This window comes from Acinetobacter corruptisaponis (assembly GCF_030053775.1).
Lineage (GTDB): Bacteria > Pseudomonadota > Gammaproteobacteria > Pseudomonadales > Moraxellaceae > Acinetobacter > Acinetobacter corruptisaponis.
The window spans coordinates 2,445,601-2,460,624 of the sequence record NZ_CP125669.1 but is presented as its reverse complement, the minus strand read 5'-3'; the positions used below and the strand labels follow the sequence as shown (position 1 = coordinate 2,460,624).

Genomic DNA, 15,024 nt, shown 5'->3' with positions numbered 1-15,024 from the left:
GCCCTATACGACACAGCCACCTGATTTCGACAAGTTTTATTGATAATGAAAAAATATTTAGAGCATTTTTTCTGATGGATTAATATTTACGCTTATCTGTTTTTTTCATAGAAATAAGTAAAAATTACACGAAAAACACCAATGTACACAATATCTCCTAAGTTTTAATAAATCAAAACATTTAAAAATTATTAATAATAATCAAATAGATAAAATGTCAATTTTACAAGTCATTTACATTTTTAATGTTAAATTACCTTCCAGCGATTGACGATCATTTTTTTTCCACTAGACTAAAAGTTGTAACAAAACGTGTAATCAATATTCACTTGGTTCATTATCTCAAAAGGGGCATAACCATGAAAAAATTAGCAATTGCATCGGCACTTCTATCTGTACTTGCAGTAACAGGAACCGCTCATGCGTATCAAGCTGAAGTAGGTGGTTCATATACCTATACAGATTGGGACGATTTTGATAGCACAAACAGTTTTGGCGTGGACGGGACTTATTATTTCAATCCAGTTCAAACCCGTAACGCACCACTTGCTGAAGCTGCATTCCTCAACCGTGCCAGCAACGTGAATGCAAAAATTGACTACGCCAGCAATAATGGCGTGAAAAACTCTGAATATGGTGCGGGTGTTGAATACTTCGTACCGAACAGCGACTTTTACTTAAGTGGTCGCTTGGGCCGTACCGAACTTGAAGTGGACAACACACCAGTAGACCAGAAAGTAACAACTTATGGCGCTGAAGTGGGTTATTTACCAGCACCAGGCTTGTTGCTTGCATTGGGTGTGACAGGCTACGACGAGAAAGATGGTAAGGATGGTGCTGACCCAACCGTGCGTGCCAAATACGTGACTCAGGTGGGTGGCAATGACATCAACCTTGAAGCCTACGGCGCGTTTGGCGATTTGGATGAATACCGCGTTAAGGGTGACTACTACCTTGACAAGACCCTCAGTGTTGGCGCTGACTACTACAACAACGACTTAACTGACCGTGATGAATGGGGTATTTCTGCGAAGAAATTCTTCAATCAGCAGGTAAGCCTTGAAGGTCGTATCGGTTTCGGTGATGACTACAATACCTACGGTATCCGTGGTGCATACCGCTTCTAATTCTCTCCAGAGAGAATATAGGGCCTGCTGATCTTTCACAGACCCTGAGGAATCCGCCCTTATGGGCGGATTTTTTATTGGCTTAAATGCACCACCTGAAGTTGCAGGCTGGTGGTGCCATTAAACACATTACGTTCCAGTGTATACACCAAGTCGACATAGCCAAGCATCGGGTTGAACTCAAAACGATCCGCCGCGTTAAAGGCAATGGCATCCACAACCTGCTGTCCGAGAGCCAGCTTTAACTTTAAATGCTGGTCTTTCAGCCACCGATAGTCGATGACCTTAAAGTTTCCCTCAAACTGGGGCAGTGGAAACTTCTGTCCCCAGGGGCCAAGCTGTTCGATCCAGTTCAGGGTCGCAAGGTCCAATGCGGTATCAGCCAACACACCATCCGTCCACACGGTTGCCTGAAATAAGTCCTGATCCATTTCCGCAATGTACTGGGTAAATACCTGCCTGAACTCCTCAAAATGGGCTTTATTCAGGGTAAGGCCAGCGGCGGCAGCATGTCCACCAAAATGGCTGACCAAATGGGGATACTGCTCCGCCACCTGTTCAATGATGTCGCGAATATGAATGCCCTCGATTGAACGTGCCGAACCCTTGATATGAATTCCATCCTCATCAGGGGCAAACACCAGACTGGGACGATGGAACTGTTCCTTTAAACGTCCCGCCACAATGCCAATCACACCCTGATGCCACTGTTCATCAAACATCACCAATGCGGCAGGTAAATGTTCCGTTTCTAACTGAATATGTTGCAGCGCACTGAGCGCCTGCTGCTTCATCGCACCCTCAACCTGACGGCGCTCGATATTTAACTGGTTTAATTGTTGGGCAATTGGATAGGCACTTGCCATATCGGGCGCAAGCAGGCACTCTATCCCGATTCGCATGCTTTCCATGCGACCAGCCGCATTGATACGTGGTCCAAGCACAAAACCCAAATCCTGTGCACGCAGGCTTGCAGCATCCCGCCCTGCAATATCCAGCAGGGCCAGAATTCCTGCTCGACACTGGTGCTGCTGAATCCGCTTAAGGCCCGCATCAATCAAAATCCGATTGTTATAGTCCAGTGTTGCCACATCGGCATAGGTGCCCAACGCAACCAAATCCAGATACTGCGTCACCTTGCTGCTGCTTTTACCCTGTTGGCCGCGATGAGATGACAACTTCGCCAACACATAAAACGCCACCCCCACGCCTGCCAATGCCTTGCTTGGAAACTCACAGCCCAACTGGTTGGGATTCACCACGGCCTCTGCGGATGGTGTTTGCTTGGTGGTCAGGTGGTGGTCAGTGATAATCACCTGCATCCCCAAGGCCTGTGCCGTTTCAACCCCTGCATGGCTGGAGATGCCATTATCCACCGTAATCAGTAAATCTGGCTGATAGGTCTGCTGTGCCAGCTCGGCAATTTTAGGCGTGAGCCCATAACCATACTTGAAACGGTCAGGCACCAGATATTCAACCACCGCACCCATCTCTTGTAGCACCAAGACCATCAGGGCGGTACTGGTCGCGCCATCGGCATCATAATCACCAATAATGACAATCTTCTGCTGCTGGTCAATCGCCTGATCGATCAGTTCAACCGCCGTGTCCAGTCCCTTGAGACTGGGTGCAAGCAGATGCTTGAGTTTAAGCTCAAGTTCCTGTTCAGACTGAACGCCACGTCGTGCCAATATTTCAGCAATGAAAGCTGGCACGCCCTGAAACTGTTCAGGGCGTGTCAGGAGGGGTCTTTGTTGAATTTTTATCTGGGTCATTTATGGCATCAAACGCTGTATGGTCCAAAGTCCATTATGTTTTTCATAACTTAGGCGGTCATGCAAACGGTTTGGCCGCCCCTGCCAGAATTCATAATAATCAGCTTGCAGGCGATAACCGCCCCAAAACTCAGGCTTGCTAAGCTCGTCCTGATCAGCCACCTGCTGCTGCAAGTCCTGAAAACGTTGTTGCAACACGTCACGGCTGCTGGTCACACCACTTTGCGGTGTGCTGATATGTGCCGCAATCTGGCTGTCACGCGGACGTTTCAAATAATAGTCAGTCGATTCCTGTTCGGAAATCTTGATGACCTTGCCACCGATCCGCACTTGCCGTTCCAGACTCGGCCAGTAAAAAAGCAACTCGGCATAAGGATTCTCGGCAAGATCCATCCCTTTCTGGCTGTCATAATTGGTATAGAAGTCATAGCCTACTTCTGTGGCACCACGTAGCAACACAGTACGTACATGCGGATGGCCTTGTGCATTTGCAGTCGCCAATGACATGGCATAGGGTTCATGCAGATTTGCAGCAAGCGCATGGTTAAACCAGTTCAGAAACTGTAGATGTGGATTCCCGCTGACCTGTGCTTCATGTAGTTCACCTTGCTCATAGCTTAAACGCAATTCACTCAGGTCTTTGACTAGATCACTCATATTTTCCCTCTGACGTGAAACAATTAAGCATTGGGCGTATACGATACGCCCCTACCGATATTTATGCTGCCTGAGCCTGGGTGCGTACTGCATCTGCCAGATGATTTGCCAGCGCTTCAACTTCCTCGAGTTGGTCCCCCTCAACCATAACCCGAATCACAGGTTCGGTTCCAGATTTACGGATCAACAGCCGTCCACGGCCCTGAAGTTGCTGTTCCGCTTTCTCAAACTCTTCAACCAGCGTAGGAATTGAGTATGGGTCAATCATCTGTTGCAAACGTACGTTGACCAGCACCTGCGGGAACAGTTCAAAACCCGCCACCAGTTCATGCAGTGCCTTGCCCTGTTCCACCATCACCGTCAATACCTGCAATGCAGCAATAATGGCATCGCCCGTGGTGCTTTTATCCAGCGTTAGAATATGCCCTGACGGTTCCCCACCAATCGCCCATGCATTTTCTTCGAGGGCCTGTAAAACGTAACGGTCACCAACTTTGGCACGTACAAAGCCCACATTGGCTTGCTGCAAGGCCAGCTCCAGCGCCATATTGCTCATCACGGTGCCCACCACACCCGCTGGCTTGTTTTTCGCCTGTGTTGCAAGGATGTAAAGGATATGGTCACCATCAATCAACTGACCATTCCTGTCGACCATGACCACACGGTCTGCATCACCATCAAAGGCAATCCCAAGGTCAGCCTGATGCTCGACCACCGCTTTCTGCAATTGTTCAGGGTGGGTTGAGCCACAGTTTTCATTAATGTTTAAACCATCTGGCTCGTTATAAAGTGAAATAACTTTCGCCCCAAGCTCACGGAACACGGACGGCCCGACGTTGTAAGCGGCACCATTAGCACAGTCCACCACAATCTTTAAGTCATTTAAGTCAAAATGATAGGGAAATGAGGATTTACAGAATTCAATATAGCGTCCATTGGCATCCTTGACACGGACACTTTTACCCAGGTTCGCCGTATCATCTATGAGCAGTTCTTTTTCCAGTTCCTGATTAATTTCATCCTGCAAGTTATCGGGAAGTTTCTTGCCTTCGCTGGAAAAGAATTTAATGCCATTATCAAAATAAGGATTGTGTGATGCTGAAATCACAATGCCCGCATGTGCATGCAGGGCACGGGTTAAATGGGCAATCGCTGGTGTGGGCAATGGCCCCAGTAAATGCACATAAACACCCGCGGCATTCAGGCCCGACTGCAACGCCGCTTCCAGAATATAGCCAGATAAACGGGTATCTTTCCCCAACACAACAATTGGCTTGTTTTTAGGACTGTTTCTTTTTAATACTTTTCCCGCCGCAAAACCCAGTTTTAATGCAAACTCAGGGGTAATCGGCATTTGCCCGAATTTGCCACGAATACCATCAGTGCCAAAATAACTCATTTTTTACTCACTTTCTTATGTTTATATGACGCTGTGCCATATCTTTATTCATGCTTTCACTTTACACCAAAACAAAAAAACCGTCAGTGAACTGACGGTTTTTCCAACGGCTAAATTACCAAAAATCAACCAACTCGATAGTTCGGCGCTTCCTTGGTAATGGTCACGTCATGTACATGCGATTCCGACATACCTGCTGAGGTAATTTTCACGAATTTCGCATTTTGACGAAGCTCTTCAATCACGGATGAACCTGTATAGCCCATAGAAGAACGTAAGCCACCCATCATTTGGTGTACGATGTTACCCATCGGGCCTTTGTAGGGAACTCGGCCTTCGATTCCTTCTGGCACCAACTTCTCAGCACCCGCTTTAGAGTCCTGGAAATAACGGTCAGCGGAACCTGTTGCACCCGCCATTGCACCCAAAGACCCCATACCACGATACGCTTTATAGTAACGGCCCTGGAAAAATTCAACCTCACCTGGTGCCTCTTCAGTCCCTGCAAGGAGTGAACCGACCATGATGGTGCTGGCACCTGCACCAATCGCTTTCGCCATGTCGCCAGAGAAACGAATACCGCCATCCGCAATCAGGGGAATTTGGTCTTTCAATGCATTCGCGACACTGTCAATTGCAGAAATTTGTGGCATACCAATACCCGCCACAATACGAGTGGTACAGATTGAACCAGGACCGATCCCCACTTTTACCGCATCCGCACCTGCATCAAGCAATGCCAACGCCGCATCACCCGTCGCAATGTTTCCACCAATCACTTGAACCTGTGGATAGTTTGCCTTTACCCAACGAACGCGTTCAATCACACCTGCTGAATGACCATGTGCGGTATCCACCACAATCACATCCACGCCAGCATCAACCAATGCTTCCACACGGCTTGGTGTCTCGGCACCTGTACCCACCGCGGCACCCACACGTAGACGGCCAAGATCATCTTTACAACTGTTTGGATAGCTTTCAGCTTTACGGAAATCAGTCACCGTAATCAAGCCCTTGAGTTCGTTGTGTTCACCAACGACCAACACTTTTTCAATACGGTGTTTTTGCAGCAGTGCCTGAATGTTTTCCTTAGACTCGCCCTCACGAACAGTCACCAGACGGTCCTGACCTGTCATGATGTTGCTGACAGGTTGTTCAAGGTTGGTTTCAAAACGTGTATCACGACCTGTCACGATACCCACAACCTTGCCATCCTTAACCACAGGCACACCGCTAATATTATTCGCCTGGGTAATCGCAATCAGCTCACGCACAGTGGTTTCAGGGGTAACGGTGATTGGGTCTTTCACCATACCCGCTTCGAATTTTTTCACACGGCGCACTTCAGCGGCTTGCGCTGCAATGTCCATGTTTTTATGCAAAATACCAATACCGCCATTCTGCGCCATCGCAATCGCCATACGTGACTCAGTCACCGTATCCATTGCAGCAGAAACGAGGGGGATATTCAGTTGGATGCCGCGAGTTAAACGTGTCTTTAAGGAGACATCTTTTGGGAGAACAGTTGAGTAGGCAGGAAGTAATAAGACATCATCGAAGGTCAAGGCTTCTTGAACGATGGTCAGCATAACAATCTCACTGGTAATTTCCGTGAGCTATTATAAACAAATTTTGCCGTGATTTTCATTTTCTATGATGAAAATAATTTATAGGCACTGACTGTCCCTGTCCCGCCTTAAAAAATTCTAACTGATCTCGGCTGGAATACTGAACACATATTCATTCATCAGGTCCACCCCACATTCCAGACCCTCAATCCAGTCCAGAAACTGGTTGATCATCTCTTTTCCAACAAATGCGGTGCCATGCTGCGGCACAATCATGTCAAGGTCCATCTGGCGAACCATATTCACCCACAAACGGATGACCTTGTTGGAACACATATAACGCTGGTGGAAGCCTTTCATCTTCTTGATATGAGCTTCAAAATCGGTAATCGGCTGGCTGGCATCATCAACAATCGAGGCGCCCATGTCCCCTGAAAAAAGAATTTTGGCGACTGGATCATAAAACTGGAAGTTGCCTACCGAATGCAGGAAATGGGCTGGAATGGCAACAATCACAGACTCACCCAATGCAATCACCTGACCTGTATCAGGCAGTTCAATCAAGCGTTCCTCCCAGTCTCCTTTCATGCGGTCACTCATAAATGCAGAGTTTAAGTGCGGTAAAAAGCGTGCCCATAGCTTGGATGCCACCACCTTGGCATCAGTGTAGACCAGCCAGCGCGGCATTGAGGTGATGATGTCAGGGTCCTGATGTGAGGCCATTACGTAGTCCAGATTTTTCAGTTTGGTATAGCGGTTTAACTCCATGGTTAAGGGCACATAGGTGAGGTCACCGCCTGGATCGAGCACCGCGGCGCGATCATGGTCAATAATCAGGAACTGGTTGGCCTGAATGCCCTCACCTTTCACCAAACTGGTAAAACTAATGCATTTATGTGTACCATTATCAAATAGTATTTGCGATGTAGTCCGCTCAAAGCTCATAACAACCCCAGAAAAAACCTTTAAATATGAAATATTTTAATTCCATAACAAAATAATGGGATTTAGCTCATGTTTCAATCTAATATTGGACTTTTATCGTAATTTATAAGAAAAAACCCATAACGAGGTATGGGTCTTGTTTATATGTCTGGGAATGGGTACTAGAAATAATAATGCTGCACCAATGCCGAAATACCCACCACAAGGAAGATCGCGGCACCAATTTTATGAATCAATGAGATGGGTAATCTATCTGCCAGTTTGTCGCCAATAAATACTGCTGGCGCATTGGCAATCATCATCCCTACCGTTGTACCACACATCACCCAAAACACACTGTCAAAACGTGCCGCCAGGGCAACCGTGGCAATCTGGGTTTTATCACCGATTTCTGCCAGAAAAAACAGGATAAAGGTTGCACCAAACACACCAAATCTCTGCCATTTATTGATGCTTTCAGTTTCATCACCCAGTTCATCTGGGATCAGCATCCAGATCGCCATGCCAATAAAACCAAGCGCAAGAATCCACAACAGCACTTCAGGACTAAGTACCGTGGTAATCCATTGTCCCAGTACCGCGGAGAGGCCATGGTTGATGGTGGTGGCCAGTAAAATGGCAATTAAGATGGGAATCGGTTTACGGAAACGCGCCGCAAGCAGCAATGCCAGCAGTTGGGTTTTATCGCCCATTTCAGCAAGGGCAACAACTGAGGTGGAGATGAGAAATTCATACATGGTTGAATGCTCTGGCTAGCAAAATATACCGATGACCTATCCCTCCTGCTAGCCAAAATCAAATGGATTGATTGCAGAGTGATAAATCAAAGGTCTTGCCAACAAAAGCACAGCTGAAAAGCTGTTTTTGGTTCTTTGCTATGATGACCATGTTCTGTTGAACAATTATGTTGATCATCACCTCTCTACTTTGCGTAAAGAGCGGCTACTCCCCAATGAAGTGGTTTTATTTTACCAAAGAATTAAATCGTTTTAAATCGCTAGACTCAAAATTTTTGGTAAGCCCAAATCAGCACACGGACGATGCCCAGTAAAAAGGCCAAATAGACACTGAGGCCAAGAAAACCAAAGCTGCCCCAGCCACTTGCGCCACCCACATGCTGGGCCTGATATTCCATTGCCATGACCACTGTCGCCACCAGCATTTCCAACCCCATTACAACATACATCACCCAAGCCCACGGAAAATGCAAATAGCTGACCCACAACCCCATCAGGACAAAAACGATGAGTAGCAATGGCAGCATCACCCGATAAATCACCAACATCCCTGCACCAATTCTAAAAAGTGTTTTGAATAAGAAATCTTTATTTTATCGCAATTGCCATAAATAAAAGATCATCATAAAAAGAAAACCCCGCTTAGGCGAGGTATTCTCAATTTAAAATCTTTACAGCAACAAACTTCGAATATCCTTTAACAGTTTGGTCAATTTATTGCTAAAACGCGCCGCATCCGCACCATTAATCACCCGATGGTCATAGGACAGTGACAATGGCAGCATTAATCTTGGATCAAAGTCCTTACCGTTCCACACAGGCTGCATGGTTGCAGGTGAGATACCCAAAATTGCTACTTGCGGCCAGTTCACCAATGGCGTAAACGCTGTTCCACCAATACTGCCCAGACTGGTAATGGTAAAGTTGGCACCTTGCAGGTCTTTTGGTGACAACTTACGATCACGTGCCTTCTGGCTCAGCTCAGCCAACTCAGTGGCAATCTGCTTAATGGATTTCTGGTCAGGATTACGCAATACAGGAACCGTTAAGCCATCTGGCGTTGCAACTGCGATCCCCATATGAATTTCGTTACGCAGCAGCACCGACTTCTGGTCGTCTGCCAAATGCCCAGCAAAATAAGGCTCCTCTTTCAGCAAATGGGCAACAGCTTTGGCAATAAAGGCCAAGATAGTTAGGCTAATACCCTGCTTCTTGAAACCATCCTTAAGTTCGCCGCGCCATGCTTCCAGTTCAGTAATATCCGCCAAGTCAAACTGGGTGACTTGAGGAATGAAATTGTTCAATGACAGTTGTGGTACGGACACCTGCTGCAAGCGTGTCATTACCTTTACTTCACCATCGCCAAAGGCACTAAAGTCTGGTAATGCTGGCAAACCAGCAGTGACTGCCACCGTCTGGGATGAGGAAGCGGCCTGTGGCGCGGTTAATCGTGTTTTCACATAGGCAAACACATCTTCCTTCATCACACGGCCATGCTCACCCGAAGCTTTTACCTGGGCAAGTACCACACCCAGTTCACGCGCCAGTTTACGCACGGCAGGGCCTGCATAGACTTTAGCGTTATCTTCTTCCTGTGCCTTGGTCAGTTTCTCTGCCTGCACAGGAGTGGCTGTTGTCGATGCTGTCGGTTGCGGCTTCGCTGTGGCTTTACTTTCTGCTGGAACCGCAGCCTGAGCCTTGGGCTTTGCTGGGGCAACTTCCTCGCCACTCACCTCAATGGTTGCCAGCGCCATGCCCTGACGGACTTCCTGATTCGGTGACACATGGATGGCTTTCACAATACCCGCAGATGAGCTTGGCACCTCAACCGAGGCCTTATCAGACTCAACCACACACAGGCTTTGCTGTGCTTCGACATGGTCACCCACATTCACCAGAATTTCTGAAACCAATGCCTTTTCCACACCCAGATCAGGCACGGTAATTTCCAGCTCACCTGTTTCTGTACTGGAAGAGTCAGTTTCCTGCGTTTTATCTGGTTTGGCCTCTGGTTCAGATGGCGTATCGGTGTTTGTAGTCTTGACCTGAATCAATACCACACCCTCCTTAACGCTGTCGCCCTCCTTGATCTGGACCGCCTCAACAACACCAGCAACTGTACTGGGTACTTCCACCGTGGCCTTGTCCGACTCAACCACCACAATGCTCTGTTCAGGTTCAATCTGGTCACCCACTTTAACCAGCACTTCCGCAACCAGCGCCTTTTCCACGCCAATATCTGGAACTTTCACATCAAGCACTTGGCTGGAAGCTGCTGCCTGAGTGGTTTCAACTGCTGGCTTAGCTTCTGGTTCCGCTTCCACCACAGGCTTTTCTTCTGCTTTTGCTGCATCGGACTCTGGCTTCTCCTGCCCAGGTGATTCAGCAGTTTGAGATTCATCTTCCAGCTCGATCAGTGCCACGCCCTCGGTAACCTCATCGCCCTGCTGAACCAGAATATTTTTGACGATGCCTGCCTTGGTGCTTGGTACTTCAACCGTTGCCTTGTCTGACTCCAGCACCAAAAGGCTGTCATCAACGGCAACATGATCACCGACTTTCACCAGAATTTCCGCGACCAGCGCCTTATCTACGCCAATATCAGGTGTTTGGATTTGCATAATCAGTTCCCCTCACCTGTTTGATGTTCATGGTATTCAGCCACCGCCTGCACCTGAGGATGTGCCTGGGGTGCCCACGCCACTGGACGATCAGTATCCAGTTCAAAAGAAGAAATCGCATCCTTGACCAGACGGTTTTCAACTTCGCCTTCATCCGCCAGTTTCTTCAGGGTTGCCACCACGATATGGGCCGCATCCACACCGAAATAACTGCGCAGGTTGCCACGGGTATCCGAACGGCCATAACCATCAGTACCCAAGGTCACGTATGGACGGTTGTCTGGCAGATAGGCTCGGATTTGCTCGCTGTAGACACGCATGTGGTCTGTTGCAGAAACCACAATGCCATCGGTATTACGTAACTGCTGTGACACCCATGACTCTTTTGCAGTATCCGCCAATGGATGTAAGCGGTTGTATTCATCACATGCCATCCCATCACGCGCTAGCTCATTAAAGCTGGTGACACTCCATACATTGGAATGGATTTGGTATTCATCACGCAAAATTTTCGCGGCTTTAATCACTTCACGCAAAATCACACCTGAACCCAGCAATTGAACAGTTGCCTGCTCATCTTTTTCTAATAAATACATCCCGCGTTTAATGCCCTCTTCAGCCCCCGCTGGCATTTCAGGATGCTCATAGTTTTCATTCATCACCGTAAGATAATAGAACACCCGCTCCTGATCCTGATACATGCGTTTCAGGCCATCATGCACAATCACCGCAAGCTCATAACCAAAGCAGGGATCATAGGCAACACAGTTTGGAATGGTACCTGCCAGAATATGCGAATGGCCATCCTGATGCTGCAAACCCTCACCGTTCAGTGTGGTACGGCCAGCGGTCGCGCCAAGTAGGAAGCCCTGCGCCTGTGCATCACCCGCTGCCCATGCAATGTCGCCAATACGCTGAAAACCAAACATGGAGTAGTACATATACATTGGAATCATCGGCAGGTTATTGGTTGAATAACTGGTGCCCAATGCTGCCCATGCGCTCATTGCACCCGCCTCGTTGATGCCTTCCTGTAGCATATGCCCATCTTTGGCCTCACGGTAGTTCATGAGCTGCTCATTATCTTCGGGCGTATATTTCTGTCCGTGTGCCGCATAAATACCCAGTTGACGGAACATCCCCTCCAGACCAAAGGTACGTGCCTCATCGGGTACGATCGGCACCACATGGTCCTTGATAGCCTTTTCCTTCAATAATGCCGAGATCAGGCGCACCATCAGCATGGTGGTGGACTGCTGCTTCTCACCACTGCCTTTCAGTACAGCATCAAAAATGGAAAGCTCTGGAATTGGCAGGGAGGTGCTGTTCTTACGGCGCGCAGGCAGGTAACCACCCAAAGCCTCACGACGCGCCTTCATATACTTCAGCTCAGGCGAGTTTTCCGCTGGGCGATAGAATGGCAGTTCTTCAAGCTGTTCATCATTAATCGGCAGGTTAAAACGGTCACGTACATACTTCAATGAATCAAGCTGCATTTTCTTGATCTGGTGGGTTTTATTGACCGCCTCGATTTCATCGGACAAACCATAGCCCTTGACTGTCTTGGCTAAAATGACGGTTGGCTGTCCCTTGCTCTTGGTTGCCTCCGCATAGGCGGCATAGACCTTGTAGGGGTCATGTCCACCACGGTTGAGCGCATCAATATCTTCATCACTGAGATTCTTGACCAGTTCAGCCGCTTCTGGATACTTGCCAAAGAAGTTCTCACGGGCATAGGCACCCCCTTTCACCTGATAGCGCTGGTAATCGCCATCCACCGCTTCTTCCATACGTGCCTTTAATGCCCCTGAAGTGTCCTGGGCAAGTAACGGATCCCAGTGACGGCCCCAGACCACCTTAATCACACGCCAGCCTGCGCCACGGAAAATCGACTCCAGTTCCTGAATGATCTTGCCATTGCCCCGCACTGGTCCATCCAGACGCTGCAAGTTACAGTTTACCACCCAAACCAAATTATCCAGCTTCTCACGACCTGCCAGTGAAATGGCTCCCAGGCTTTCAGGCTCATCCATTTCACCATCACCGAGATAGGCCCAGACTTTGCGGTCTTCTTCCTTGATCAGGCCACGATTCATCAGATACTTTTGGATATGGGCCTGATAGATCGACATAATGGGGCCAAGACCCATCGACACGGTTGGGAACTGCCAATAGTCAGGCATCAGGTAGGGATGCGGATAACTCGGAAGACCATTGCCCCCCACCTCACGGCGGAAATTATTGAGCTGTTCTTCGGTTAAACGGCCTTCCAGAAAAGAACGCGCGTAGATACCAGGTGCGCAATGACCCTGATAATAAATCATGTCACCGCCGAAATTATCCGAGGCGGCACGGAAAAAATGGTTAAAGCCCACATCATACAAAGTGGCGGAGGATGCGAAGCTGGCAAGATGCCCACCGAGGTCATCCCCAGTTTTATTGGCACGCAACACCATCGCCAGGGCATTCCAGCGAATCAGGGCGCGAATACGGCGCTCCATGTCCTGGTCACCTGGCATCGCAGGTTGCTCTTCAACTGAAATGGTGTTGAGGTAAGGTGTATTGAGACGTTGGATTGGAACGTGTTTTGCAATTGCCCGTTGATATAGTTTTTCTAGTAAGAAAGCGGCGCGTTCCGTGCCCATATGTTGTAATACTGAATCAAATGCTTCTTGCCATTCCTGGGTTTCCTGCGCGTCAGAGTCGCCATAAAACGCCATACAATTCACCTTTTCCCTTAAGTTATTTTGTCGGTACTATTTCTATCATGTTTTACTTTGATAAGGATATTGCCCTAGGTGAATATAAAACTCCTTATTATTTTCTCACTAAATAGTCATTGACCTAATTCAAACAAAAATATAAAAAAATCGCCAATAAAGGCGATTTTTCACAGTATTTATATACAACTGTTAACAAATTAAATTACGGTAACATTGCGAGATAGGTTGATGGATTTTTACGTTGACCATCCTTAACCACTTCAAAATGTAAATGTGGTCCTGTACAACGGCCTGTACAACCGACATTGGCAATATGCTCACCTGCATTGACACGGTCACCTGCATTCACCAATAGACGTGATGCATGGGCATAACGGGTGATGTAGCCATTGCCATGATCAATTTCAACATACTGGCCATAACCTGTGCCCCAACCCGATTTGGTCACCACACCTGGACCTGTGGCATAAATTGGCGTACCTGATGGTGCGGCAAGATCCACACCTGAATGATGGCGGGTTGAACCCAGTAAGGTTCGGGTTCCCCAGGTGGAGCTAACCCGCCCTTCCTGTAGTGGATGGCTCACCAGCCAGGAATAGCCTGTATTGGCAGAGAATGTTGGTGCATTGTCCTGAGAGGAGATTGCCGAACGACCATATTTCTTTTCAATGGTTGCATTGTTCAGCTCAATGGTTTTTTCACGTAGTTTAACAGACACATTCGAAATGGCTGGCAGATCCAGATCATCTGGATGAGTATATGAACCCTGTGCCAAGGTTTGTGACAACTGTTCTAAACGGTCACCCTCTGTTGCCTGGGTGATATTCTGGTAGTCTGCAAAAGCAACTGACGCAGCTGACGCAGCCAATGAAAATGCGAGTAAAATACGACGCGTATGATGCATAAAAAACCTCTTGAAACCGTCCTTAAAAAGTTCCTTTATCATCTCTTCCTTGATCACAGTTGAACTGAACGCTTAAGATGGACACACAACCTCCGAGGAAGCGAATATGTCTGAGCCTAGCAACGTTTTTCAACAGAAAGGACAACACATAAAAACTGGAAACTTAACGTTTCTAACGACGCAAGTTACCCAATGGAAACAAATTACGAAAATTATTCAACCTTTGCTGCCCCAACCAGAGCAATGGCAGGTTGTTTGTTATCAACATGGTGTCTTGACCATAACTGGTGAAAATCAGGCAATGATTAGTCAACTCAGCTATTTACAAAGCAACTATGTTGCGCAGTTAGCCCAACTTGAAAGCCTCAGGGAATTACGAAAAATCCAGGTTCGGTTAAGACATAAAACTACTGTCCCTACAGAACCATCCCCCCCGTCTAAAGCACTAACTTCAGAGACCCAAGAGTTATTACGCAGCGCCGCTGAATATGTGAGCGACCCTAAGCTTAGCCAAGCTCTACTGCGTTTGGCAAGCAATAAAAAGTAAATCGCTTATCTTAAGCAT

Annotated in this window: 12 protein-coding genes and 1 riboswitch; of the genes, 2 read left to right on the top strand and 10 right to left on the bottom strand. The window is 47.7% G+C overall.

Annotated elements, in window-relative coordinates:
• Positions 1–359: 359 nt before the first annotated feature.
• A complete protein-coding gene (locus tag QLH32_RS11700) occupies positions 360–1,127 on the top strand; it encodes a putative porin (protein ID WP_283266376.1) in 768 nt (255 codons plus the stop codon).
• A 74-nt stretch (positions 1,128–1,201) separates the two neighbouring features.
• Here QLH32_RS11700 and recJ read toward each other — a convergent pair whose 3' ends face one another.
• The 10 genes from recJ to QLH32_RS11650 all read right to left on the bottom strand — a co-directional run bounded on the left by recJ (position 1,202) and on the right by QLH32_RS11650 (position 14,459).
• Positions 1,202–2,902, bottom strand: a complete 1,701-nt coding sequence (recJ, locus tag QLH32_RS11695) for a single-stranded-DNA-specific exonuclease RecJ (protein WP_283266375.1) — start codon at positions 2,900–2,902, stop codon at positions 1,202–1,204.
• Complete coding sequence (gene pdxH, locus QLH32_RS11690; protein WP_283266374.1) at positions 2,903–3,559, bottom strand: pyridoxamine 5'-phosphate oxidase; 657 nt, start codon at positions 3,557–3,559, stop codon at positions 2,903–2,905.
• Positions 3,560–3,620: 61 nt separating this feature from the next.
• On the bottom strand, positions 3,621–4,958 hold the full coding sequence (gene glmM / locus QLH32_RS11685) for a phosphoglucosamine mutase (RefSeq protein WP_283266373.1): 1,338 nt from the start codon (positions 4,956–4,958) through the stop codon (positions 3,621–3,623).
• 125 nt (positions 4,959–5,083) lie between these two features.
• Positions 5,084–6,550, bottom strand: coding sequence for an IMP dehydrogenase (gene guaB, locus QLH32_RS11680; protein ID WP_267981265.1), 1,467 nt, complete (start codon positions 6,548–6,550; stop codon positions 5,084–5,086).
• 117 nt (positions 6,551–6,667) lie between these two features.
• Positions 6,668–7,474: an oxygen-binding di-iron domain-containing protein gene (locus QLH32_RS11675; protein WP_283266372.1), complete on the bottom strand. Its 807-nt coding sequence runs from the start codon at positions 7,472–7,474 to the stop codon at positions 6,668–6,670.
• Positions 7,475–7,635: 161 nt separating this feature from the next.
• Positions 7,636–8,211: a TMEM165/GDT1 family protein gene (locus QLH32_RS11670; RefSeq protein WP_283266371.1), complete on the bottom strand. Its 576-nt coding sequence runs from the start codon at positions 8,209–8,211 to the stop codon at positions 7,636–7,638.
• Between the two features lie 84 nt (positions 8,212–8,295).
• Positions 8,296–8,437: riboswitch (yybP-ykoY riboswitch) on the bottom strand.
• Between the two features lie 40 nt (positions 8,438–8,477).
• Complete coding sequence (locus QLH32_RS11665) at positions 8,478–8,759, bottom strand: hypothetical protein (protein WP_267981267.1); 282 nt, start codon at positions 8,757–8,759, stop codon at positions 8,478–8,480.
• 123 nt (positions 8,760–8,882) lie between these two features.
• A complete protein-coding gene (locus QLH32_RS11660; protein ID WP_283266370.1) occupies positions 8,883–10,832 on the bottom strand; it encodes a 2-oxo acid dehydrogenase subunit E2 in 1,950 nt (649 codons plus the stop codon).
• Positions 10,833–10,834: 2 nt separating this feature from the next.
• The gene (aceE, locus tag QLH32_RS11655; RefSeq protein ID WP_283266369.1) at positions 10,835–13,552 is read right to left on the bottom strand and encodes a pyruvate dehydrogenase (acetyl-transferring), homodimeric type; all 2,718 of its coding nucleotides are present in this window, start codon (positions 13,550–13,552) and stop codon (positions 10,835–10,837) included.
• A gap of 205 nt (positions 13,553–13,757) precedes the next feature.
• Positions 13,758–14,459, bottom strand: a complete 702-nt coding sequence (locus QLH32_RS11650) for a M23 family metallopeptidase (RefSeq protein WP_283266368.1) — start codon at positions 14,457–14,459, stop codon at positions 13,758–13,760.
• A 106-nt stretch (positions 14,460–14,565) separates the two neighbouring features.
• Between QLH32_RS11650 and QLH32_RS11645 the strand changes: the two genes are divergently transcribed.
• A complete protein-coding gene (locus QLH32_RS11645) occupies positions 14,566–15,006 on the top strand; it encodes a DUF721 domain-containing protein (protein WP_283266367.1) in 441 nt (146 codons plus the stop codon).
• The last annotated feature ends 18 nt before the right edge of the window (positions 15,007–15,024 follow it).

Excerpts from the sequence above, each read along its gene's own strand:
- QLH32_RS11700 (WP_283266376.1), top strand. The coding sequence starts at position 360 with ATGAAAAAATTAGCAATTGCATCGGCACTTCTATCTGTACTTGCAGTA.
- recJ (WP_283266375.1), bottom strand. The coding sequence starts at position 2,902 with ATGACCCAGATAAAAATTCAACAAAGACCCCTCCTGACACGCCCTGAA.
- pdxH (WP_283266374.1), bottom strand. The coding sequence starts at position 3,559 with ATGAGTGATCTAGTCAAAGACCTGAGTGAATTGCGTTTAAGCTATGAG.
- glmM (WP_283266373.1), bottom strand. The coding sequence starts at position 4,958 with ATGAGTTATTTTGGCACTGATGGTATTCGTGGCAAATTCGGGCAAATG.
- guaB (WP_267981265.1), bottom strand. The coding sequence starts at position 6,550 with ATGCTGACCATCGTTCAAGAAGCCTTGACCTTCGATGATGTCTTATTA.
- QLH32_RS11675 (WP_283266372.1), bottom strand. The coding sequence starts at position 7,474 with ATGAGCTTTGAGCGGACTACATCGCAAATACTATTTGATAATGGTACA.
- QLH32_RS11670 (WP_283266371.1), bottom strand. The coding sequence starts at position 8,211 with ATGTATGAATTTCTCATCTCCACCTCAGTTGTTGCCCTTGCTGAAATG.
- QLH32_RS11665 (WP_267981267.1), bottom strand. The coding sequence starts at position 8,759 with ATGTTGGTGATTTATCGGGTGATGCTGCCATTGCTACTCATCGTTTTT.
- QLH32_RS11660 (WP_283266370.1), bottom strand. The coding sequence starts at position 10,832 with ATGCAAATCCAAACACCTGATATTGGCGTAGATAAGGCGCTGGTCGCG.
- aceE (WP_283266369.1), bottom strand. The coding sequence starts at position 13,552 with ATGGCGTTTTATGGCGACTCTGACGCGCAGGAAACCCAGGAATGGCAA.
- QLH32_RS11650 (WP_283266368.1), bottom strand. The coding sequence starts at position 14,459 with ATGCATCATACGCGTCGTATTTTACTCGCATTTTCATTGGCTGCGTCA.
- QLH32_RS11645 (WP_283266367.1), top strand. The coding sequence starts at position 14,566 with ATGTCTGAGCCTAGCAACGTTTTTCAACAGAAAGGACAACACATAAAA.